Origin of the sequence: Aeromonas sp. R4-3 (assembly GCF_040908275.1) — a bacterium.
GTDB lineage: Bacteria > Pseudomonadota > Gammaproteobacteria > Enterobacterales > Aeromonadaceae > Aeromonas > Aeromonas rivipollensis.
On sequence record NZ_JBFODK010000055.1, the window covers coordinates 70015 to 93781 of the forward strand.

At 61.1% G+C, this 23767-nt stretch carries 18 protein-coding genes; 14 read left to right on the top strand and 4 right to left on the bottom strand.

What is annotated here, in order from left to right; translation table 11 throughout:
- Nucleotides 1-160: 160 nt before the first annotated feature.
- From AB5Y91_RS16890 to AB5Y91_RS16900, 3 genes are all read right to left on the bottom strand, one after another.
- On the bottom strand, nt 161-1018 hold the full coding sequence (locus AB5Y91_RS16890; RefSeq protein WP_368170322.1) for an aldose 1-epimerase: 858 nt from the start codon (nt 1016-1018) through the stop codon (nt 161-163).
- Nucleotides 1015-2466 carry a sugar porter family MFS transporter gene (locus AB5Y91_RS16895; RefSeq protein ID WP_368170323.1) on the bottom strand — a complete coding sequence of 484 codons (1452 nt, stop codon included), beginning with the start codon at nt 2464-2466 and terminating at the stop codon, nt 1015-1017. The genes AB5Y91_RS16890 and AB5Y91_RS16895 overlap by 4 nt, the downstream gene beginning before the upstream one ends.
- Before the next feature lie 81 nt (nt 2467-2547).
- The gene (locus tag AB5Y91_RS16900) at nt 2548-5826 is read right to left on the bottom strand and encodes a DUF5107 domain-containing protein (protein WP_368170324.1); all 3279 of its coding nucleotides are present in this window, start codon (nt 5824-5826) and stop codon (nt 2548-2550) included.
- Nucleotides 5827-5945: 119 nt separating this feature from the next.
- On the opposite strand from AB5Y91_RS16900, the gene AB5Y91_RS16905 reads away from it, so the two are divergent.
- Both AB5Y91_RS16905 and AB5Y91_RS16910 read left to right on the top strand, forming a co-directional pair.
- Nucleotides 5946-7160, top strand: a complete 1215-nt coding sequence (locus tag AB5Y91_RS16905) for an ROK family protein (RefSeq protein ID WP_368170325.1) — start codon at nt 5946-5948, stop codon at nt 7158-7160.
- Between the two features lie 130 nt (nt 7161-7290).
- On the top strand, nt 7291-7572 hold the full coding sequence (locus AB5Y91_RS16910) for a hypothetical protein (RefSeq protein WP_368170326.1): 282 nt from the start codon (nt 7291-7293) through the stop codon (nt 7570-7572).
- Nucleotides 7573-8117: 545 nt separating this feature from the next.
- Here the strand turns inward: AB5Y91_RS16910 and AB5Y91_RS16915 are convergent.
- Nucleotides 8118-8990, bottom strand: a complete 873-nt coding sequence (locus AB5Y91_RS16915; RefSeq protein WP_368170327.1) for a LysR substrate-binding domain-containing protein — start codon at nt 8988-8990, stop codon at nt 8118-8120.
- A gap of 98 nt (nt 8991-9088) precedes the next feature.
- On the opposite strand from AB5Y91_RS16915, the gene AB5Y91_RS16920 reads away from it, so the two are divergent.
- The 12 genes from AB5Y91_RS16920 to pykF all read left to right on the top strand — a co-directional run bounded on the left by AB5Y91_RS16920 (nt 9089) and on the right by pykF (nt 23622).
- Nucleotides 9089-9502 (top strand): hypothetical protein, encoded by a 414-nt coding sequence (locus AB5Y91_RS16920; RefSeq protein ID WP_234678303.1) that lies wholly within the window; start codon nt 9089-9091, stop codon nt 9500-9502.
- A gap of 875 nt (nt 9503-10377) precedes the next feature.
- Entirely contained in the window at nt 10378-12285 is a 1908-nt protein-coding gene (locus AB5Y91_RS16925; RefSeq protein ID WP_368170328.1) for a fructose-specific PTS transporter subunit EIIC, read from the top strand.
- 448 nt (nt 12286-12733) lie between these two features.
- Nucleotides 12734-14140 carry a hexose-6-phosphate:phosphate antiporter gene (gene uhpT, locus AB5Y91_RS16930; RefSeq protein ID WP_368170329.1) on the top strand — a complete coding sequence of 469 codons (1407 nt, stop codon included), beginning with the start codon at nt 12734-12736 and terminating at the stop codon, nt 14138-14140.
- Nucleotides 14141-14366: 226 nt separating this feature from the next.
- Nucleotides 14367-14672, top strand: coding sequence for a PTS fructose transporter subunit IIB (locus AB5Y91_RS16935; protein WP_368170330.1), 306 nt, complete (start codon nt 14367-14369; stop codon nt 14670-14672).
- Complete coding sequence (locus AB5Y91_RS16940; protein WP_368170331.1) at nt 14673-15440, top strand: PTS sugar transporter subunit IIA; 768 nt, start codon at nt 14673-14675, stop codon at nt 15438-15440.
- Nucleotides 15441-15571: 131 nt separating this feature from the next.
- On the top strand, nt 15572-16519 hold the full coding sequence (locus tag AB5Y91_RS16945) for a pseudouridine synthase (RefSeq protein ID WP_368170332.1): 948 nt from the start codon (nt 15572-15574) through the stop codon (nt 16517-16519).
- Nucleotides 16516-16983, top strand: coding sequence for an NUDIX hydrolase (locus AB5Y91_RS16950; protein WP_368170333.1), 468 nt, complete (start codon nt 16516-16518; stop codon nt 16981-16983). The genes AB5Y91_RS16945 and AB5Y91_RS16950 overlap by 4 nt, the downstream gene beginning before the upstream one ends.
- Before the next feature lie 260 nt (nt 16984-17243).
- Nucleotides 17244-18350: a tRNA 2-thiouridine(34) synthase MnmA gene (gene mnmA, locus AB5Y91_RS16955; protein ID WP_163154137.1), complete on the top strand. Its 1107-nt coding sequence runs from the start codon at nt 17244-17246 to the stop codon at nt 18348-18350.
- Nucleotides 18351-18373: 23 nt separating this feature from the next.
- On the top strand, nt 18374-18985 hold the full coding sequence (gene hflD, locus AB5Y91_RS16960) for a high frequency lysogenization protein HflD (RefSeq protein WP_041205352.1): 612 nt from the start codon (nt 18374-18376) through the stop codon (nt 18983-18985).
- Between the two features lie 190 nt (nt 18986-19175).
- Nucleotides 19176-20546, top strand: a complete 1371-nt coding sequence (gene purB, locus AB5Y91_RS16965) for an adenylosuccinate lyase (RefSeq protein WP_111910240.1) — start codon at nt 19176-19178, stop codon at nt 20544-20546.
- Between the two features lie 152 nt (nt 20547-20698).
- Complete coding sequence (locus tag AB5Y91_RS16970) at nt 20699-21829, top strand: cupin domain-containing protein (protein ID WP_163135381.1); 1131 nt, start codon at nt 20699-20701, stop codon at nt 21827-21829.
- A 380-nt stretch (nt 21830-22209) separates the two neighbouring features.
- A complete protein-coding gene (gene pykF / locus AB5Y91_RS16975; protein ID WP_025327713.1) occupies nt 22210-23622 on the top strand; it encodes a pyruvate kinase PykF in 1413 nt (470 codons plus the stop codon).
- Nucleotides 23623-23767 lie beyond the last annotated feature (145 nt).

Genomic DNA, 23767 nt, shown 5'->3' on the forward strand with positions numbered 1-23767 from the left:
ACCGAAAGCCACGGCGCAGACAGCCTGGGTTAAGAAAACCGCGATGAAACCCGGCAACCCGCCCCCAAGTCCCTGACCAGCCGCCCTTTATCCGTCGCCGAACCCCGCCAGGCGCCATGGAGTGAGGCCCTTTCGGGCCCCTGTCATTGCCTGCCCGGAGTCATGGCGCCGGGCGCAGGCTGAGGGTCATGCCAAGGCTCATGCGATCCCCTCGATCAAGCAGGCGCAAACCGGGGTGACCGGCCAGGTGGTGGGCATTGGCGGCGTGACTCTGGGGCTCCAGGCAGACGAAGCCGCTCCCCTCATCGGGCTGATAGAGCATCAGGAAGGCGCAATCGCTTGAAACCAGCAGGCGCTGCTGGCGGGCAGGTTGGTCAATCTCGGCCTGACCACGCCAGCCGCCGTAACAGTGGTTGAGCCACCCTTGTGGCCGCTGCCACTGGCGAAAGTCGAGGTTTGACAGCAATTCGCTGCTCCAGCTAGTCGGCAGATGATCCGGCCCCTCCTGCCAGACGCCGCTAGCCAGAAAGCGGATGCGGGTCTGCTCGTCACGCCAGAAGAAGGGATGGAAACCCGCGCCGTAGAGGCAGGGCACCTCCCCCAGATGGGTCAAGCCGAGGCGCGCCACCAGGCTTGGCCCCTGCAGCCGATAGTCGATCTCCGCCAGATAGTGAAAGGGGCCATTCTGGCTGGTGAGCTGCAAGGTCATCGAGCTGTCGGTCAGCGCCACTGGCTGCCATGGCTGTATCCAGCCATCTCCGTGCAAAAAGAAGTCGGGATCGCGCTCGCTTTCGGGCAACGAATAGTCCTCTCCCCACAGTTCAAACCGGTTGCCGGCCACCCGATTGGCCAGGGGCAACATGGGAAACAGGGCGCTCTGCCCGGGATGCCAAGGCTGCGCCGGGTCTGTGCTTCGCAGCAGCGGGCGCCCTTGGTCATCCTCCAGCCCCAGCAGGCAGGCCCCCAATGCAGAGACCCGCATCCGAAGATGCGGGTTACCCAATGTGTATACAGTCATACCGCCGTGCTCACCTTGGCGGGGGTCAGCTCGACCTTGCCCTGGGCCAACTGGGCTTCCAGCGCTTCCAGAGTCACTCCCTTGGTCTCGGGCACCTTGCGGTAGATGAAGATGAGGCCGGCGAAGCAGATGAGGCCGTAGAGCAGGAAGCTGCCAGCGGCGCCGAGCCCGGCATTGAGCAGCGGGAAGGTGTAGGTCAGCACGAAGCAGGCAATCCAGAGCGCCAGGGTACCCGCCGACATCGCCAGCCCCCGCACCCGATTGGGGAAGATTTCCGAGAGCAGCACCCAGGTGACCGGCGCCAGGGTCAGGGCATAGATGGCGATGGCCGTCAGCACCAGCAGCAGCACCGGCAGTCCCAGCACGCCGCTGGCATAGGCCGCCGCCATCATGCCGTAGATGATGGTGAGACCGGCCGAGCCAATCAGCATCAGCTTGCGACGGCCGATCTTGTCCACCATGGGCAGCGCGATCAGGGTAAACAGCAGGTTGATAAGACCGGTGGCGACGATGGATTTGAGGGTGCTGTTGATGTCAAAGCCGGCGGAGGCGAAGATCTCCTGCGCGTAGTTGAAGATGACGTTGATGCCGCACCACTGCTGGAAGACCGCCAGCACAATGCCGATGATGAGGATGGGGCGCACCGAGGGTTTGCCCAGATCCGACAGCGACACCTTGTGGGTCTCACCCATCAGGGTCTGGCGGATCTCGGCCAGGGTCTGCCTGGCATAGGCATCGCCGCCAATCTTGCCGAGCATGCGGGAGGCCTTCTCATACTGACCATCTTTGGCCAACCAGCGCGGGGACTCCGGTACGAAGAACATCAGCACCAGAAACGCCAGGGCGGGCACCAGTTCGGCACCGAACATCCAGCGCCAGCCGGACTGGCCATTCCAGGTCGCCAGAATGTCGGCCTGGGTGGCGTTGCTCGCCACCGGATCGGCGATCATCAGGTTCACCAGCTGGGCCGCCAGCACCCCCAGGACTATGGTGAGCTGGTTGATGGCCACAAACTTGCCCCGCTTGTCGGCCGGGCTTATCTCGGCGATGTACATGGGGGAGAGCGCCGACGCGAGACCTATCCCTATGCCGCCTATGATGCGATAGACCACGAACAGATCGAAGTTGCCGGCTGCGGCCGTGCCCCAGGCCGAGATGGTGAAGAGGATGGCGGCCAGGATCAGCGGCTTCTTGCGACCGAAGCGATCGGCGGTCCAGCCGGAGATGGCGGCCCCCAGCACGCAGCCCACCAGCGCCGAGCTCATGGCCCAGCCGGACTGGGCCGGATCCGTGATGGCGAAGTAGGCCTCATAGAAGGGCTTGGCACCGCCTATCACCACCCAGTCGTAGCCGAACAGCAGGCCACCGCAGGCGGCCACCAGGCAGATCATCCAGATGTAGCCCATATTGAGCCCACCTGTATCCAATTGATTTCGCGAACTTTTCATGACGCACTCTCTCTATCTTGTCGATTGTAGGGTACTGGGGCGCTTCGCACCGTGGCGAAGCGCCGGTTTTTGTTATGAGTGTTATGAGTTGAGTGAAAGATCACGGCAGATCAGGGCAAAGAGGTGCCCCTTGTCGTGGGCCGGGTTAAGGGTGAGCAGCTCTCGCAAGCTCTGTTCACAGCCATAGTGCTGACCCAGCCCCAAGAGGCCGAGCGCCCTGACCAGCAGGCAGTGCTGGCGGTGTTTGTGCTGGGGGTCGTCATCGAGCACGATGAGATCGGGCAGGGAGACGGCGAAGAAGTCCGCCTCGACCCGCTCGCCCATGGCCTGCTCGGCCCAGCCGACCATGCCTTCAAACAGACGCTCCGCCTCCGCAACCCGACCAAGACGTGCCAGCGCCATGCCCTGATAGAAGAGGTAATCCACCGGCTGATCGTTGTAGTAGCGGCTGGCCCCCAGCGACCCCTGACCGAGGCAGGCCTGTTGCAGGCACTGGGCCGCCAGACTCTGGTTGTCACAGGCGAGGTGGCAGAGCGCCAGCAGGTAGTGGATATCGTTGTCGGTCTGCCCCACCAGACGCCCCTCCCCCAGATTGAGGGGGTAGTGCAGCGCCTGTTGCAGCAGCGGAATGGCCTGCTCGTGACCTCCTTGCGCCATCAGTGCCAGCGCCCGGCGCTGCTGGTTGATGAGGTACTGACCGGTCACCTTGCCCTCGCCCCCCTCCCAGGGATGGAATTCACGCAGCCGCAAGATCTCGGCCGCCGCATCCAGTTGTCCCGTGATGTGATAAAGGCTGAGCAGTTCGGCAGTCAGATCGTCGCGCTTGAGGGCCACCTCACGGTGTGCCTCCAGCAGCGCCAGCCGCTCGGCGGGGGCCATGGCGCCGCGCTTGTGCAGCTGATCCAGTTCGAACAAGAGGCGGGCATCATCCGGCTTCAAGGCGAAGGCGCGACTCAGGCACTGCTCGGCCGCCGCCAGATCGCCGCTCTTGTTGAAGTGATAGATGCCAAGGTTGCGCCAGGCCGGGGCAAACCCGGGCGCCTGCTCGCACACCCCTTGCCACAGGGCGATGGCTTGCGGGTAGTTGCGCTTGCTGTAGTGGAAGCAGCCCAGCAGATAACGGGCAAACCAGCTGTGGGGCAGCTGTGCCAGCATGGCCACCTCCCCCAGGGTATTGGGGAAGCGCACCTTACGGCCAAAGGCCTGCTCGGCCCGTTGCAGCAGGGCATACTGCGCCTCACCTTCCGGCAACAGACTGGCCTGGAACAGCAGCGGCAGGGTCTCCTCCACCGGCAGCAGCGAGAGCAGTTGCTGCGCCAGCTCGGGGCGACCCAGCGCCAGCAGGTCACTTGCGAGGAAACAGAGGTTCACCCCGCGCCCGTTGCACAGGGTGCGCAGCACCTCGAGATCCGCCTCCTGTTCGCTCGCCAGCCAGCGCAGTAAGGCCAGCTGATAGTGGAGCGGATAACGGACTCGCTGCTCGTCTATATAGGCAAGGGCCGCCTCCCGCTCGCCGCACTCCAGCAGCGCCAACCCCTTGAGGGCGATGGCGCCGTAGTGGGTACCGTTGACCGCCAGGCTGCGCTCGACAAATTGCAGCGCCTGCACCGGGTCGCGGCGCACCATGGCGATGCGGGCCAGCCCGAGGAAGCCGCCGTCGCGGCAATTGCCGCTCCAGGTCGCCTTGTAAAAATCGTCGAAGGCGGCATCGAACTGGCCCAACCGCTCCTCGATGTGGGCCCGCAGCAAGCTGGCCTTGCCACACTGGGGGTTCTTGTTGAGCCGATGGGCCCGGGTCAGCGCCTGATTGACGTAGACCAGCGCCTGCTCATAGTTGGCGCGGTTGTACTCCAGGGTCGCCAGCGCCAGGTTGCAGCGATAGTCGCCACTGTCGAGCTCCAGCGCCCGCAAGTAGTAATCAAAGGGGGAGCGGCTGGCGTGCAGATACTGCTCAAGATGCTGGCCGATGAAGTAGAGCTCGTCGACCGAGTCGAGATTGACGGCAGGCTCAGGCGCCGTGGCCGGATCCGGCAGGGCCTCGCCCGCGGGCAAATGCTCGAGATAACTCAGGATCGGCTGGCCCTGCTCATCCAGCAGCCGTACCTGCAAGCGTCCCTCGCTGGTGATGGCGAACGGCTCAAGCCAGGCCTGACCCGGTTGCAACTCCAGCGTCTGGGTGAACAGCACGCCGCCCTCGTCACTCACCTCGAAGCGGGCGTGGCACAGCGGCGCGATCGCGTAGGCGCCGCACAGCAGGCCGTCATCGGTGCGCTCCAGCTTGATGGCGGCGCGGGTATTGGCGTTTTGCAGGGTGCCCAGGGTGTTGTAGGGCAGGAAGTTCTGCACGAACACCTTCTCCTCCCCCGCATCCAGCCAGGTGAAGTCGGGCTGGTTGTCGGTGTAGACCCCTGTCATCAGCTCTATATAGGGGCCGTTGTCGTCGGTCAGGTTGCGATCCCAGGCCAGACCGAAGTCGCAGTTGCCCCAGCTCCACTGCTTCTTGCCGGGGGATACGTGATGATCCGCCACGTGCAACAGGCCGCCCCGCTCGTCATGGCAGTAGGCACCGACGAAGTCGTAGTTGGACTTGTCCGCCATATAGGAGGTGGGCACCGGGATGTTGCGGTAACGGGAGATATCGACCCCGGCGGAGTAGTCCACCTTGTAGTAGGTACCACGGGCGATGGGGAAGGCGCTGACATCGCGCTTGCCGTGGTCATAGACGGCGGTGACATCGGGCGGGAAGACGCTCTGGTGGGCATCGCCCCCCTTCACCGCCGGATTGGACCACCAGAGGAAGTGGCGCGGGGTGTCGTTGCCGTTGAACACCTTGCCGGTGATCTCGATCAGCGCCTTGTCCGGGTAGAGGGTGAAGCCGGCCATCACCTGCAGACCGCGCATCGCCTCCACCTCGCCGAGCCAGACGGTCTTGGCGCCGCCCTCGTGCTCCTGGATGGTGAAGTCCACCGGCATAAAGGTGGTGGGCCTGTGGTGCTGGGGCCAGTTGAACTCGATGCCGCCGGAGATCCAGGGCCCCACCAGCCCCACCAGCGCCGGCTTGATCACCTCGTTGTAGTAGACAAAGTCGCGCTGCATCACCTTGTCGTAGGCGCGGTGGATGCGGCCACCCAGCTCCGGCAGCAGCATCACCTTGATGAAGTCATTCTCCAGCCAGACCGCCTGATAGGACTTCATCTGCTTCTGACCGGTGAGGGTGTCGATCACCCCATAGGGATAGACGGCCCCCGAGGAGCCCTGATAGACCCGCTTCTCGAGAAACATGGGGTTGGGATCTTCGGCACCGACCTCGTAGGTCGGCAGGGTGACGGCTTCTACCCAGACTCTTACATCAGCTCTCATCAATCTCGCCTCATTCAACATTTATTAGTAAACGTTTCGATGAGGCCAGTTTAGAATGGTCATTACAGCGATTTTCGCTTAAAGATCACGCAATACAGTAAGCGGAGTTTAGTGAACTGATGATCGTCGGCCTGAACAACCAGAAAGTCCGCCACCACAACAAGCAGGTGCTGCTGGCGCTGCTCTACCAGCTCAAGGAGGCGAGCAAGTCCACCCTGGCCCGCCACTGCGAGCTCTCCATCCCGGCGGTCAGCAAGATCCTCGACGAGCTGGTGGCCGATGGCGCCATCAGCCACAGCGAGCAAAACCTCTCCCTGCGCGGCATCAACGGCGGCAGCTACCGCATCGCCAGCGGCCAGGGGGCCATCCTCTGCCTCAACATCAGCCCCACCAGCCTGGAGAGCATACTGGTTGACAACCTGATCACCCCGCTGGATGAGTTCAGCGGCCAGAAGATAGCGCCGCAGACCCCGGAGGAGCTGCTGCGCCTGATTGAAGCGCACTACTACCAGCACAAGCGCCACCACAAGGGGCTGGCGATCCGGCTGGCGCTGGCGGTGCACGGCCAGGTCAACCCGGCCACCGGGGTATCCCAGACCATGCCGCAGGCCCCCTGGCACGCGCCGGTCGAGCTCAAATACCTGCTGGAGGAGCGCCTCGGCTGCGAGGTGATGGTGGACAACGACTGCATCATGCTGGCGCTGGCCCAGAAGTGGCAGGGCCGGGAGAGTGGCGGGGATTTTTGCGTCATCAACGTCGACTACGGCATCGGCTCCGCCTTTATCATCAACGGCCAGATCTACAGAGGCGCCCTCTTTGGCAGCGGCCAGATAGGTCACACCATCATCAACCCGGACGGCAGCGCCTGTGCCTGTGGCCGCTACGGCTGCCTGGAGACGGTCGCCTCGCTGTTTGCCATCAAGAAACGGGCCAGGGTCTTTCTCAAGCAGCAGGCCAGCGCCGACAACCCGGCGCCGGCGGGCGGGGAGCTCGACACGGCCCAGCTGCTCGCGCTCTACCATCAGGGGGATGCCATGATCCGCGCCCTGGTGGACGAGGGAGCCCGCGCCATTGGCCTGAGCCTCTACAACTTCCTCAATATCCTCAACATCAACCGCATCTATCTGTATGGCCGCAGTTGCGACTTCGGCGAGCCCTGGTTGCAGACCATCGTCAGCCAGACCGGTGCCAACCCCTTCGACTGCAGCGATGCGGTCAATGCGACCCAGTTGCGCTTTGGCGAACTCAGCCGCCCCCAGCAGGTGATGGGCATCGGCTATCTCTGTGTGGAGCGGGCATTGGCGCAGCGTGATGCGGCAGGCTTTAGCCAGTGAAAACGGGTCGCCCCTGCCCCGACAAAGAAAGGGTCTACCTCACTCAGTGGACCAACACCACATGGGGATAGGAGAGCCAAGTGGAGAGGAATATGATGGGCGCGCCATCCAGAGCGGGAGCCAGAGCATCATGACAGCCCAGAGTAAACAGCAAAAACAGAACGAACAGCAGGCGCAGAGCGAGATCCACCGCTGCGACCAGTGCGGGGAGCGCACCCGCCATATAGTGGTGCTGGTCCCTCGCGATCACAGTCAGGACATCATGCCCAAGGATCCGCGCAAGGCCTTCTGGCAAGCCTTTCGTGCCAGCACCCTCACCAACTGGGCATTTGGCGAGACCCTGGCCTATCAGGCCACCCATGTGAAGCACCTGATTTGCGAGCGCTGCGGCGAGAAATTTCTCGAGTATTGAGTACCTGTTGCCCCCGGCAAGGGGCGATAGCCAGCCTGCTGCCGCACAAATATGCCCGCACTCTCACTCATTTGTTGATCCCCGACCGGTTTCTCGCCAAGCGCCGTTTTACCCCCTTCCACCACAGCTTGCTATGCCCCGCTTGCAACCAGGCTCCCTCGGGAGCGCTGCCTGTGCCGCGACAAGGTAATCGAACAGCCATGTCCCGCTATATCACCGGTTGACCGCAGCAGACTGAAAGCTGTCGTCACAGGTGGTAGCGTGGTTTTTAGGTTGGCGCAGAGCGTAGCTAAGCCCGACAGGCGAGCATTATTGCGCCAGCCAGAGCGGAATAAACGTGGATGCAAGAGATTGGCACACCAGAATTGACGATACATTTCGCGGTAAACCTTGGCTTCACTTCGTTCAGCACCCGCCCAAGATTTTTAGCCCAGGATACGAGATGAGCCATATATCCAACGAGGCGGCAATCGAAACGACGGCACCTTGCCCATGAAGCGCTTCCTGATCGCACAAACTGGGCTGAGCCCCCTTTATTCAGTGCTCTACTGTCCTTCATCATCATTTAGCGTTACAACATTATGCTGCATTTCTCTTAGAAACAGATTGGTTAAATCTTGAACCGTTCCATCCATCTCTCCCCGCTGGCGATAAACTGCAATTGTAATATTTGGGAGTGCAGGGAGCTGGGTCAATCTCTGGCTATGCTTTGGGGGTGTTTGAGAAAATAAAGCGACGACGCCCAGCCCGGCCTCTGTAGCAGCCTGTAAAGCTGCAAGGCTACTGCTCTCAAATACTATATGCCAAGGAATACCTTCTCTATTCAATGCCTCTAATATACGATTACGCCATGAGCAGGGTTGACTAAATATGACTAAAGGTAATGATTCACCTTGATGTTCGAACCCATGCGCTGCAAACCAATAGAGTGGAAAACTGAATTCCTGAATTGGTGCTGGCGCATTGGCAATCGGCATGCTGACCAACACATCCAACTCACCACGTTCAAACGCAGCAAATAGTGACTGCTTGTTCGCAACCTCAACCCGCAAGCTTAATCCAGGATGCACACAAGCAAAGTCTGCTAGTACGCGGGTAAAGTGATTACTCACAAGATCTTCAACCAAACCAATACTGCAATGCAGCTTACCTTGTGATGCAGGCTTTAGACTCAGTTGATCGGTCAGACTCAAAATACGTTCTGCATAAGGTAATAACGCCTCCCCCTCAGTACTTAAACGTATTCCTCTGTTGGAGCGAAGCAGCAATGCATGGCCTAGTTGCTGCTCTAAACGCTGAATTTGCTGGCTAAGCGCTGGCTGTGTTTTCCCTTGCAATATTGCGGCCCGGTTAATGCTGCCACATCGTACAACACTCACGAAAGAGCGCAGCAGTGCGGTATCAAAGTCATTTGTCATAAAAGAATCTTATAACTGCCATTCATTTTTGCAGTCTACCTATGAACTGTGGCATCCGCTAGACTGAGCATGCTTTTATTTTTTAGCTGGAGTTCACGATGTATGTTTTAGCTGTCATTCTTGCGATCGCAGGTTCGGTCGTATACCACCTTTCGATTAAATTTGTACCTAGTGGTGTCAATCCATTTTTATCTCTGTCCTTGAGTTATGGCATCGCCCTTTTATTATGTTTACCTGGCATTTATTTTTATGACGGTAGTCGCAGCTTCCAAATATTAAACTGGAGTGTTGCGGGCGTGGCGCTGGGAATTTTGGGGATTGAGCTTGGATTCTTGTTGCTATATCGAGCCGGTGGTCATTTAGGAATATCTTCATTCCTGACCAATGCGGCAGGTACACTCTTGCTTTTACCTATTGGACTGTTGTTTTTTCGAGAAACCTTTTCAGTCACTCGATTGCTGGGCATGGGTGTCGCCCTCTGCGGTCTATGGATGATGATGCCACGTAAATAATAAAGCCCGTAGGTTCGACTAGCAAAGCTTATTCGGGTATTGGCGTATCTTGGATATTGAATTTTCGAACGCCACGGCAACCTTCAGCGGAGTAGGTGGATGCTTAATTCAATGGCACCTCATGTTCATTTAGAATGAGCACACTGAAAAGCATCCAAATTAAAGCATGTCCTTCCTTGCGCCAATAGAGCTAACTGGATTATACAAGAATGAATCAATACAGACGTCCCCCAATAACTAAACCAGATTGCTTGTGAAATTCATATCCAGCCTGGCCATTACGGCGCCACTCGGCTTGAACCCGGAACTTATCCGGCAGGATTTTCATATGGATTTGCTTTAGCGGGCGGTGGGACGCCTTTATCAGATCGTGATCGGTGTCGCAGCCGTTATGGCGGGAATTGGCTGGCTAATACAAAGTGCCATCACGCCAGATAACGGTTCCGTAGGCTGCCCCCACAAATCCCGCTCGCCAAGCCCATTTCTCCAGCTTGCACTCCTCCAAGCTCCCCTGATGACAGCCATTTATGTGCGCTGCCTCACATCTTTCTCCCTATCGCCCCCTCACAAATTTACAGAAGAAGCTCCTCTCTCCCGTCCAGACTGCTAGGCCTACAGCAATATAGCCGCAAGGAAATGCCCGCTAACGACATGATTTTATATGTAAAAACCAATTGAATTCGCTAATGGTGCCCAACTCCTCGCTTTGGGATCCCGCTCACACTCGGGATTTTACCGCACAAAAATCCAGTCATTCGCACATTTGTCCGATAGGGTGACGTGTGCCCCGGCGCGATAATAGTCGTGTCAATTTTGTCTGCATGCCGTGTGCACGGCATGCCAACAGGCTCCATCAAGGGAGCAGGGAGAACGCCATGATCACCACCCTTATCAACGAGCAACTGATCGCGCTCGATTTAAAGGCCAGCCGCAAGGAGGAGGTCTTCAGCGAGATGACCCGCTTGCTGGTCGCCCAAGGCAAGGTCAGCGACGAGCAGCAGTTCATCAAGGACTTGTGGGCCCGGGAAGAGCTGGACAACACCGGCTTCGAGGAAGGCGTAGCCCTGCCCCACGCCAAGAGCGCGGCGGTGAGCACTCCGGCGGTGGCCATCGGCATCAGCCGCAGCGGTATCGATTACGGCGCCGAGGATGGCAAGCCGTCCCGGCTGTTCTTCATGATTGCCTCCCCGGCGGGCGGCGCCAACCACCATATCGAGGTGCTGGCCGAGCTCTCCGCCAAGCTGATTGAAGAGGGCTTTATCGATGCGCTGCTGGCGGCCAGGACGCCGACCGATGCGCTGGCCCTGCTGCTCGAGAAGAAAGAACCGCAAGTGGCCACCCCGGCCGCCGACAAGGGCCTCATCATAGGTGTCACCGGCTGCCCGGCCGGGATCGCCCACACCTATCTGGCGGCAGAATCCCTGGAGCGCGCCGCCAAGGAGCTGGGTTACGAGGTGAAGGTGGAGACCAACGGCTCCATCGGCGTCAAGAACAGCCCGACCGCGGCCGAGATCGCCCGCGCCAGCGCCATAGTCGTGGCCTGTGACAAGCAGGTGGACATGGCCCGCTTCAACGGCAAGCCGCTCATCAAGACCGGGGTGAAGGCCCCCATCAAGGATGGCAAGGGTCTGATCGAGCAGGCGCTCAAGGCCCCCGCCTATGTGGCGGACAAGGATGAGCGCAAGAGCGAGGAGAAGAGCGCGGGCGGCAGCTCGGATCTCTACCGTTACCTGATGAACGGCGTCTCCCACATGATCCCCTTTGTGGTGACCGGGGGCCTGCTGATCGCCCTGGCACTGGCCATCGGCGGCGATCCGACCCCGAGCGGCATGCAGATCCCGGCAGGAAGCATGTGGAACCAGATCCTCAACGTGGGCGTCGCCGCCTTCACCCTGATGATCCCCATTCTGGCGGGCTATATCGCCTACGCCATAGGTGATCGCCCCGCCCTGGCGCCGGGCTTTATCGGCGGCTGGATCGCCAACAACGGCAGCTTCTACGGCGCCGACGCCGGGACCGGCTTTATCGGTGCCATCATCGCGGGCCTGCTGGTCGGTTATCTGGTGCGCTGGATAGCGACCCGCCACTACCACAAGATGGTGCAACCCCTGGTGCCTATCCTGATCGCCCCCATCGTCGGGTCGCTCTTTATCGCGGCGGTCTTCATCTTCATCATAGGTGCGCCCATCGCCGACATGATGACGGGCCTCAACGCCATGCTGCTCTCCATGAGCGGTGGCAGCCTGGTGCTGCTGGGCATAGTGCTCGGGGGCATGGCGGGCTTTGACATGGGTGGTCCGGTCAACAAGGTGGCCTTCCTGTTCTCGGTCGGCATGATTGCCTCGGGCCAGACCCAGTTTATGGGGGCCATGGCCTGCGCCATACCGGCGGCGCCCCTTGGCATGTCGCTCGCTACCGTGCTCGGTCGCAAGCTGGGGATCTTCGATGCCTCCGAAATCGAGGCGGGCAAGGCCGCCGGTGCCATGGGCCTGGTGGGTATCTCCGAGGGCGCCATTCCGTTCGCCGCCCGCGATCCGCTCGCCGTCATTCCCGCCAACGTGCTGGGCAGCATGACAGCCGCCGTGATGGCCTTCCTGTTTGGCATCACCAACAGCGTCGCCCACGGTGGCCCCATCGTCGCCCTGCTGGGTGCGGTCAACAAGCCGCTGCTGGCCCTGCTCTGCATGATCTGTGGCGCCATAGTCACCGGCGTGGTGGCGGTTGCCCTGAAAAAACTGCGGGTGAAGAAAACCGACCAGGTGGAACTGGCCAAGACCGCCTGAACCTTGTCCACCACAGGCACTTGAGATGACAGTAGGCCACCCCCGGGTGGCCTCCTTGTTTTTGCACGCCCCCTTTTTGCGAGCCTGACGGCGCCTGCCCCTGCGGCGGCGCACCCATCCAGGCTCTCGGACTCTTGAGCAAACTCTGTGATCCCCTTCACGCTTCACGGCCACAAGCCGCCAAACTAGGAAATTTTCCTAATCCCCCTAGGCATGGCTCTCACGCCATCCACAGCCCGCCTCTTTACAGTCGACCTACCTGATGTAGTTACCCGGCACGCCATGGTGCGTTCGGGCATGGGTTCAATCGACAGGGGAGCGCTCTGCAGTTCGCCCTCTTCCTGTCGCCCTTCCCGTGGCGTGACCTCCCATAACAGATTGAACGAGTTCAATACACAAATGAGGAACGCGGCGGGAATAGCGTCTATCTCGCAGAGGATGAACGAAGATGTTTAAACTGCTCGAACAGGTCCGGATCCCCACCCTGGACCTGCCGGTCGAAGCCCGGCGCAAGCTCTGGTTCAAGCCATTCATGCAATCTTATCTGGTTGTATTCATTGGCTATCTGACCATGTATCTGATCCGCAAGAACTTCAACATCGCCCAGAACGACATGATCCAGGAGTACGGTCTCTCCATGACCGAGCTCGGCATGATAGGCCTTGGCTTCTCCATCACCTACGGGGTGGGCAAGACAGTCGTCTCCTACTATGCCGACGGCAAGAACACCAAGCAGTTCCTGCCGCTGATGCTGATCCTCTCCGCCCTCTGCATGCTGGGCTTCAGTGCCAGCATGGGAGGTACCGGGTTTAGCCTCTACTTCATGATCTTCTTCTATGCCCTGAGCGGCTTCTTCCAGAGCTGTGGTGGCTCTTGCAGCTACTCCACCATCACCAAGTGGACTCCCCGCAACAAGCGCGGCACCTACCTCGGCATGTGGAACCTCTCCCACAACGTGGGCGGCGCCGGTGCGGCCGGGGTGGCGCTGTTCGGTGCCAACTACCTGTTCGATGGCAACGTGCTCGGCATGTTCATCTTCCCGTCCGTCATCGCCCTCATCGTCGGCTTCGTCGGCCTGCGTTTTGGCAGCGACTCGCCGGAAGCCTATGGTCTAGGCAAGGTAGAGGAGCTGTTTGACGAAGTCGCGAGCGAAGAGGACATCGCCACCGAAGAGCAGAAACTGACCAAGGGTCAGATCTTCGTGAAGTACGTGCTGATGAACAAGGTGATCTGGCTGCTCTGCTTTGCCAACATCTTCCTCTACGTGGTGCGCATCGGCATCGACCAGTGGTCCACCGTCTACGCCCACCAGGAGCTCGGCTTCTCCAAGGAAGTCGCCATCCAGGGCTTCACCTTCTTCGAAGTGGGCGCCCTGGTCGGCACCCTGATGTGGGGCTACCTCTCGGATCTGGCGAACGGTCGCCGTGGTCTGGTGGCCTGCGTGGCACTGGCGCTCATCATCGCCACCCTGGGTCTCTACCAGCACGCCACCACCCAGTTCATGTTCCTGGGCTCCCTCTTCCTGCTGGGCTTCCTAGTGTTCGGTCCGCAACTGCTGATCGGCGTGGCCGCCGTGGGCTTCGTGCCCAAGCAGGGGATCAGCGTGGCCGATGGGGTCAAGGGCACCTTCGCCTACCTCATCGGTGACAGCTTCGCCAAGCTGGGTCTGGGCATGATAGCCGACGGCACCCCCATCTTCGGCCTGACCGGCTGGACCGGCACCTTCGCGGCGCTGGACATGGCCGCCGCCGCCTGCCTGGTGCTGATGGCCTGCGTGGCCGTGGCCGAGGAGCGCAAGATCCGCCGTATCAAGCGCGAGCTGAGAGCCGCCGAGCTGGCCACCCAGTCCGCCTGATAACAGCAACACATTTCACTCCGTAGTGTGCATTCGGCCCCCCTTTCTGGCGGGCCGTTTTTTCATGCCAGGCGCCAAGCGCCTGCCAATGCCCCCATCTCTGCTCACCCCTTGCGCAGCCAAGGCCTGTGGGCGCGGCCAAGATCCCACTTTCACCCTGCACCTTTGGCAAACCCGCGCGCTTGGCGCTATCTTGTGGCCCCATCCCCACTTGCCTAGAGAGCCCATGAAGATCCTCGCCGTTACCGCCTGCCCCACTGGCATAGCTCACACCTACATGGCCGCCGAGGCGCTGCAAACCGCCGCCGACAAGCTGGGACTCAAGATCAAGGTGGAGACCCAGGGCGCCATGGGGCTGGAGAACGTGCTGACCGCCAGGGACATCGCCAGCGCGGATCTGGTGCTGATCGCCTCCGACATCGAGATAGAGCAGAAGGAGCGCTTCCTCGGCTGCGCCGTGCGCCAGGTATCCCTGGAGTCCGTGCTGCTGGACGCCGCCGCCGTGCTCAAAGCCACCACCCCCGGCGCCTGAATGCTCCGCCGCGAGCTCACCTTCTGCTGCCACCAGGGCTTGACCATCACCCAGGCCAAACAGCTCTGTCGACTGGCCGGGCTGTTCAAATCCCAGATCCTCTTCATCAACATCAGCCGTCGCCAGCGGGCAGAGGCGAGCAGCCAGCTAGCCCTGCTCACCCTGGCCACCCAGCCCGGGGATCTCTGCCAGCTGCTGATCGAAGGGTTGGATGCGGAGCTGGCCCACATGGCCTTCACCTGCTGGTGCGTGGAGCTGGGCCAGCCGCTGGGGCGCCCCGCCACCTCGGCCCGGGCCGAGCAGCACCTGGCCGCCGCCCTGCCCGACTACGGCTTTTCCCTCGCCCAGCTCGGCCACAGCTCGGCGCCCCTCGACAAGGCCCTGGCGTTGCAGGTCCTGGTGGATCTGCTGCCAGCGGAGCGGGTGCGTGACAGAGCCGCGCTGGAGCAGGCCATAGCAGCGCGGGAGCAACTCGCCGCCACCATCATCCGGCCAGGCCTCGCCATGCCCCATGTGATCTGCCCCGCCATCACCAAACCCGCCCTCTCGCTGCTTGGCTGCGATGAGCCCCTCGAGTGGGGATCGGCACTCGGGCATGTGCAGATCATCATATTGCTGGCCATTCCGGCCGCTCTGGCCCCCGAGCAGTTGCGCCCCCTCACCCGGCTGGCCCGCGCCCTGATGAACGAGGTGGTCAGCACGGCGCTGCTGCACGCAAGCTCGGCCCCCGCCCGCCAGGCCATCGTCATCGACAGCCTGCTGAGCTGAATCTCTCCCCTCTCCCTGCGAAGGGGAGGCAGGGAGGGGGTCTGCCAAACCCTTTCCCTCCATGCCCCTATGACCCAAGGCGAGCGCCTCCGTGATACACTCCGGCATCCCCTGTTTTTGGTATGCATGCGATGAAACCTGCCCGTCCCCGCCTCTCCCTCTCCGGCCGCACCAGCGCCGCTGGCCGCCCCACACAGAATGAGGCCCACAAGCCCGGCCTTGCCCGCTCACGGGCCGGTACCCGGCAGGCGGGCGACGCCAGAGTGGCGGGGCAAAAACCAGAGGTGGCACCGGCAGATCGCAAGCTCTTGCTGCTGAACAAGCCCTATATGGTGCTCTGCCAGTTCACCGACGAGGCGGGGCGCGAAACCCTCAAGGATTACATCAAAGAGCCCGGCATCTATGCCGCAGGGCGGCTCGACCGCGACAGCGAGGGGCTCTTGCTGCTCACCAACGACGGCAAGCTGCAGGCGCGCCTCACCCAGCCCGGGGAGAAGACCCCCAAGACCTATTGGGTGCAGGTGGAAGGGGTACCGAGCGAGGCGTCACTTGCCGCCCTGCGCGCCGGGGTTGAGCTCAACGACGGCATGACACTGCCCGCCGGGGCGCGGATTATGGACGAACCCGAGCTGTGGCCGCGCAACCCGCCCATACGGATGCGCAAGGAGATCCCCACCAGCTGGCTGGAGATAAAAATTGTGGAGGGGCGCAATCGTCAGGTGAGGCGTATGACGGCCCATATAGGCCACCCCACATTGCGCCTCATCCGCTACGCCATCGGCGACTGGACCTTGGGTAACTGGCAAGAAGACGGTCTGGCACCCGGCCAGAGCCACAGCCTGCCCGCCCCCGAGCTGGCACCGGCCAGGCGCCAGCCGTCATCACCCCGAGCGAGTGGCAGCGCAGCCAAACCGGCAGGCGAAGCCCCGCGCCGGGCGAGCCAGCCCCAGCAACGGGACAAACCGCGCGGCACGGGAAAACCCGGATCACCCACGGCGGGCGAGAACAAACCCCGCAGCAGCGGCCGGGGCACGGCCCGCCGACCCGCCCGTCATCCCGGCGACAAGGAGTCATCATGATCGAACACCCGCCCCTGCAGAGTCGCCTGACGGTGGCCGCCCTGGTGCACTGGCAGGGTCGCTTCCTGCTGGTGGAAGAGGAGATCAAGGGGCAGCGCCGCTTCAACCAGCCCGCCGGCCATGTGGAGCCGGGGGAAAACCTGATTGAGGCGGCCTGCCGCGAACTGAAAGAGGAAACTGGGCTGACTGCCGCCCCCAGCGCCTGGCTCGGGGTCTATCTGTTCAAACCGGCAGACAGCGAGGCCACCTTCGTGCGCACCGCCGTCATCTTCGACCTTGAAAAGGCGCCGGGTCAGCACCATCCAGAGGATCCCGACGGCGATGTGCTGGCCTGCCACTGGCTCACCCTGGCGGAGATAGCCGAGTGCAAACCGGCCCTGCGCAGCCCTCTGGTGTGGCAGTGCATCCAGGATTATCTGGGGGGCACTCGCCTGCCCCTGTCGGCGCTCAAGGCCTTTATTTGAGAACCTGTCCACGATCTTGCTGCGAGGCCGTGATCAAGGCTCATGTGCTGCTCTTTACCGAGCTTCCGACCTCTCGTGACAGCTCCTGAACAGGCCATTTAGGATCATTTGGCACCATTTATTTCATCATGGTGCCGACAAACAGAAAAACGATTTCCCGACGCCGGGCTCCCGAGGGGAACGACGGCAGGGAGATGTGACCGGGGGCGCAAAACTCTGGTAGAATACGCCCCGTTTAAACGAACTGGTAACTTCGACTAATGACAGACAACAGCCAAATCAAGGTGATCGTCGGCATGTCCGGCGGCGTGGATTCTTCCGTCTCGGCCTACCTGCTCCAGCAGCAGGGTTATCAGGTCGAAGGCTTGTTCATGAAGAACTGGGAAGAAGACGACACGGACGAGTACTGCTCCGCCTCCCAGGATTTGGCTGATGCCAAGGCCGTCTGCGACAAGCTGGGCATGAAGCTGCACACCATCAACTTCGCCGCCGAGTACTGGGACAACGTGTTCGAGCACTTCCTGGAAGAGTACAAGGCGGGGCGCACGCCGAACCCGGATATCCTGTGCAACAAGGAGATCAAGTTCAAGGCGTTCCTCGAGTTTGCCGCCGAAGAGCTGGGTGCCACCTACATCGCCACCGGCCACTATGTGCGCCGTGACGACAGCACAGGCCGCCCGCGCCTGCTGCGCGGTCTCGACAACAACAAGGACCAGAGCTACTTCCTCTACACCCTGAGCGAAGCCCAGGTGGGTCAGAGCCTGTTCCCGGTCGGGGATCTGGAGAAGCCGGAGGTGCGCCGCATCGCCGAGCAGCTCGAGCTCATCACCGCCAAGAAGAAGGACTCCACCGGTATCTGCTTCATCGGTGAGCGCAAGTTCAAGGACTTCCTGGCCAAGTTCCTGCCCGCCCAGCCCGGCCCCATCGAAACCGTGGACGGCAAGGTGATAGGCACGCACCAGGGCCTGATGTATCACACCCTGGGCCAGCGCAAGGGGCTCGGCATCGGCGGCATGAAGGATGCGACCGAAGAGGCCTGGTACGTGGTGGACAAAGAGGTGGAGCGCAACACGCTAGTGGTGGCGCAAGGGGAGCATCCCCGCCTCTACTCCGATGGCCTGATCGCGAGCCAATTGCACTGGGTGGATCGCACCCCGATCCGCGCACCACTTCGCTGCACCGTCAAGACCCGTTACCGCCAGCAGGACATCCCCTGCCTCATCCAGCCCATCGATGATGAGACCATCAGGGTCATCTTCGACGAGAAACAGGCTGCGGTGACCCCGGGCCAGTCCGCCGTCTTCTATGACGGGGAAGTCTGCCTGGGCGGCGGCATCATAGAACAGCGTTTCAGCCATCCGGTTTGAATCCTTAACAGAAGGCAGCAGACGTGAGCGACAAATTCCAAGACAGAACCATGGCTTTCGCCGGCATCTGCCAGGCGGCCTATCTGGTGCAAAAAGTGGCCCGTGACGGCAACTGCGACGAGGCCTCCCTGCGCGAGAGCCTGCAAAGCGTGCTGGTGACCAATCCCAAGCAGCCGCTGGAAGTGTTCGGCAGCCACCTCGCCATCCGCGACGGTTACCGCGCCCTGGTGGAGCAGCTGGGGGCCGACGGCAGCCAGAAGAACGCCGAGCTGACCCGCTACGTGGTGAGCCTGATTGCGCTGGAGCGCAAGCTGGCCAAGCGCAAGGACATTCTCAACATGCTGGGGGAGCGGATCGGACAGATCGGCCGCCAGCAACAGCATTTCGATCTGCTCGATGAGCAGATCCTGGCCAACATGGCGAGCATCTACAGCGATCTTATCAGCCCAATTGGCCCCAGGATCCAGGTGGCGGGTACCCCGCTGTTCCTGCAGCAGCCCCTGGTGCAGCACAAGGTGCGCGCCCTGCTGCTGGCAGGCATCCGTGCCGCCGTGCTGTGGCGCCAGCTTGGCGGCAGCCGCACCCAGATCATCTTCGCCCGCAAGAAGATGGTGGAACTGGCCAAACGTTTTTAAGAATCGGCTCGAGCTCAGTCGTGAGAGGCCGGAAGCAAGGTGAAGCGCAGCGCAGGTACCGGAGTTTATGTCGATAAATGAGAACTCTCGGTTACCAACAAGCGAGCAGCACATGAGCCTTGATAACGGCCTCGCAACAGGAGCGCGAGTTGATGAGAATCCCCCACACCAATCATCAGGAGTTCACCCCATGGAGCTGTCCGCGCTGACTGCTGTTTCCCCGATTGACGGTCGTTATGGCGACAAGGCCGATGCCCTGCGTCCCATCTTCTCCGAATTCGGTCTGCTGCGTTTTCGCGTCGAAGTCGAGGTGCGCTGGTTGCAAAAACTGGCCAGCCACGCCGGGATCCCGGAAGTCCCTGCCCTGAGTGCGGCCGCGAGCGCCCTGCTGGACGACATAGTCCTGAACTTCAACGAAGCGGACGCCGCGCGCATCAAGCAGATAGAGCGCACCACCAACCATGATGTGAAAGCGGTGGAGTACTTCCTGAAAGAAAAAGTGGAAGTGAACCCTGAGCTGGCCGCCGTCAGCGAATTCATCCACTTCGCCTGCACCTCGGAAGACATCAACAACAACTCCCACGGCCTGATGCTGAAAACCGCCCGCGACCAGGTCATCAAGCCTTATTGCGAGAAGTTGATCAGCGAGCTCAAGCGCCTGGCCCATGAGTACCGCGACATGCCGCTGCTGTCACGCACCCACGGCCAGCCCGCCACCCCGAGCACCATGGGCAAGGAGATGGCCAACGTCGCCTATCGCCTGGAGCGCCAGTACAAGCAGATCATGGCGGTGGAGATCCTCGGCAAGATCAACGGCGCCGTGGGCAACTACAACGCCCACGTGAGCGCTTACCCTGAAGTGGACTGGCACCAGTTCTCCGAGGAGTTCGTGACCTCCTTGGGCCTGACCTGGAACCCCTACACCACCCAGATCGAGCCCCACGACTACATCGCCGAGCTGTTCGATGCCATGGCCCGCTTCAACACCATACTGATCGACTTCGACAGGGACGTGTGGGGTTACATCTCCCTGGGTCACTTCAAGCAGCGCACCATAGCGGGCGAGATCGGCTCCTCCACCATGCCGCACAAGGTCAACCCCATCGACTTCGAAAACTCCGAAGGCAACTTGGGTCTGGCCAACGCCGTGTTCCAGCACCTGGCGAGCAAACTGCCCATCTCCCGCTGGCAGCGTGATCTGACCGACAGCACAGTGCTGCGCAACCTGGGTGTGGCCGTGGGTTACTCCCTGATTGCCTATCAGGCGACCCTCAAGGGCATCTCCAAGCTGGAAGCCAACGCGGACGCCATGGCCGCCGATCTGGACGCCAACTGGGAAGTGCTGGCCGAGCCCATCCAGACAGTGATGCGCCGCTACGGCATCGAGAAGCCCTACGAGAAGCTCAAAGAGTTGACCCGTGGTCGTCGCGTGGATGCCGAAGGGATGCGCACCTTTATCGACACCCTGGAACTGCCCGAGGCCGTCAAGGTCGAACTGAAGAAGCTGACCCCGGCCAACTACCTCGGTCAGGCCCAGCGCCTGGTCGATCTGCTGAAGTAAGCGGCTAAACCGAACCGGCGGGGGCTCTGTCATGACGGCAGGGCCCCCGTTGATTTTGGCCCATTCGATAGCGTCATAGGCTATCGGGCCATTTCAGAGCCCTTGCCCAAGCCAAGTTTGGGCAAGATCTCTCACAAGATACGAGAAGCACCATGTACGAACTCAATCTGGATATTGCCCACTTCCTCGAGCATTACTGGCAGAAGCGCCCGCTCCTCATCAAGGGCGGCTTCAAAGACTTTCAGGATCCCATCAGCCCGGACGAGCTGGCGGGTCTGGCCATGGAGGAGGTCATCGAATCCCGCCTGGTGACCCGTTTCGACGGCAAGTGGGAGGCTGCCCACGGCCCCTTCGAGTCATACGACCACCTGGGGGAAGAGAACTGGACAGTGCTGGTGCAGGCCTGCAACCACTGGGCCCCCGAGGTGCACGAGCTGGCGCTGCCGTTCCAGTTCATCCCGGGCTGGCGCTTTGACGATGTGATGGTGAGCTTCTCCACCCCTCACGGCGGTGTCGGCCCCCACATCGACAACTACGATGTCTTCATCACCCAGGGCCAGGGCAAGCGTCACTGGCGGGTCGGCGATGCCAATCCCCTCAACGAGTTTGCCGCCCACGCCGCCCTGCTGCACTGCGAGCCGTTCGAGGCGATCATCGACGTCATCATGGAGCCGGGCGACATCCTCTACATTCCGCCTGGATTCCCTCACGAGGGCTACGCCATCGAGCCCTCACTGAACTTCTCCGTGGGTTTCCGGGCACCGGACGCCAAGGCGCTCATCTCGTCGTTTGCCGATCACCTGATCGACAACGATCTGCGCACCGAGCGTTACGGCGATGCAGACCTCAAGCCCCGCGCCCGTCACGGCGAGATCCAGCCCCATGAGCTGCACCGCCTGCGGGAGCTGATGCAACAGGCCCTGGATGACGAGACCCTGTTCAAGGAGTGGTTCGGCACCATGATCTCCGAGGCCAAGCACGATCTGGACGTGAGCCCCATGGAGCCTGACTACAGCGCCGAGGAAGTGGCCGACCTGCTGACCCAGGGCGAGCCCGCCATCAAGGTGCCGGGCCTGCGCTCTGTCTGGTTCAGCGGCGAGAGCCGTAGCTGCTACATCGACGGCGAGGCCTGGACCCTGCCGAGCGACGATGCGGCCGCCATCTCGCTGTTGTGCGACAAGGACATCATCACCCAGGCCGACATGGTGGAGCTCGCCGATCAGGCCGGCTTCCTGCAACTGCTGACCCGTCTCATCAACCGCGGTTACTGGTTCTTCGGCTAAGCCTGCGCAACAGGCGCGCCGCCTGCCCGGGCGGCGCACCTGGTCGGACGCTGACGCCCGTCCTGCGTTGTGGCGGCCCAATGACTACACTGGGTGACGGCCAGGGGGGGAAAGGGGCCCAGGTTCCCTCGCTGGCGGTCTCATCCCTTGTTGGTCATTTAACTACATGGGATCAGGCCATCGAGGGGGCGAGAAATGGGAACCAAATGGCCTCACTCGCGGAAAATCAATTATTTTAGCCCCTAAAATCAGCTGTGAGCGAAAACGTTATCTTTCAAATTGAGGCGTTTTTAGCTCAAAACGTTGTTTCTGGATCATAAAAAGTATCCAAAAACTGGTGTATATTGCACGGCGGAAACTCCTTAACCATGAAGACTGACATGAAAAAGACCAAAATCGTCTGCACCATAGGTCCCAAGACCGAATCCAAAGAAATGCTCGGCAAGATGCTCGACGCCGGCATGAACGTCATGCGCCTGAACTTCTCTCACGGTGATTACGAAGAGCACGGCACCCGTATCCGCAACCTGCGTGAAGTGATGGCCGAGACCGGCAAGCACGCAGCTATCCTGCTGGATACCAAGGGTCCGGAAATCCGTACCATGAAGCTGGAAGGTGGCAACGATGTCTCTCTGGTCGCCGGCCAGACCTTCACCTTCACCACCGACCAGACAGTGGTTGGCAACAAGGACAAAGTCGCCGTGACCTACGCCGGCTTCGCCAACGACCTGCGCGTCGGCAACCGCATCCTGGTGGATGACGGCCTGATCGGTCTGGACGTCATCGAAATCACCGAGCGTGAAGTCATCTGTAAGGTGCTGAACAACGGTGATCTGGGCGAGAACAAGGGCGTCAACCTGCCGGGCGTCTCCATCAAGCTGCCGGCCCTGGCCGAGAAAGACAAGCGTGACCTCATCTTCGGTTGCGAGCAGGGCGTGGACTTCGTTGCCGCCTCCTTCATCCGCAAGAAAGAAGACGTGCTGGAAATCCGTGAGCACCTGAAGGCCCACGGTGGCGAGAACATCCAGATCATCTCCAAGATCGAAAACCAGGAAGGCCTGGACAACTTCGACGACATCCTGGCTGTCTCCGACGGCATCATGGTTGCTCGTGGCGACATGGGTGTGGAAATTCCGGTTGAAGAAGTGATCTTCGCCCAGAAGATGATCATCACCAAGTGCAACAAGGCACGTAAAGTGGTCATCACCGCCACCCAGATGCTGGATTCCATGATCAAGAACCCGCGTCCGACCCGCGCCGAAGCCGGTGACGTGGCGAACGCCATCCTGGATGGTACCGACGCCGTCATGCTGTCCGGCGAATCCGCCAAGGGCAAGTACCCGCTGGAAGCCGTGACCATCATGGCCACCATCTGCGAGCGTACCGACGCCGTGATGCCGTCCAACCTGTCTGCTGCCAACGACAGCAACAAGCTGCGCATCACCGAAGCCGTCTGTAAAGGCGCCGTCGAGACCTCCGAGAAGCTGGACGCCCCGCTGATCGTGGTTGCCACCGAAGGCGGCAAGTCTGCCAAGGCCATTCGCAAGTACTTCCCGAAAGCCTGGATCCTGGCCATCACCACCAACAAGAAAACTGCTGCCCAACTGGTCCTGACCAAGGGTGTGGTTGCTCACGTGGTTGACAGCATCGCCTCTACCGACGATTTCTATCGCATCGGCAAAGAAGCGGCACTGCAAAGCGGCATGGGCCTGAAGGGTGACGTGGTCGTCATGGTCTCCGGTGCCCTGGTACCGAGCGGTACCACCAACACCGCCTCCGTTCACGTACTCTAATCAGTCTTGAACCGATAAAACGGCGCCTTGGGGCGCCGTTTTTTTTATCTCTCCCCCCTGCTGCCTCTCTCGCGCCGGTGCTAGAATCCACGCGGATTTCCCCCCAGTGGGAAACCTCCCGAATCTCGCATAATCACCCGGACGT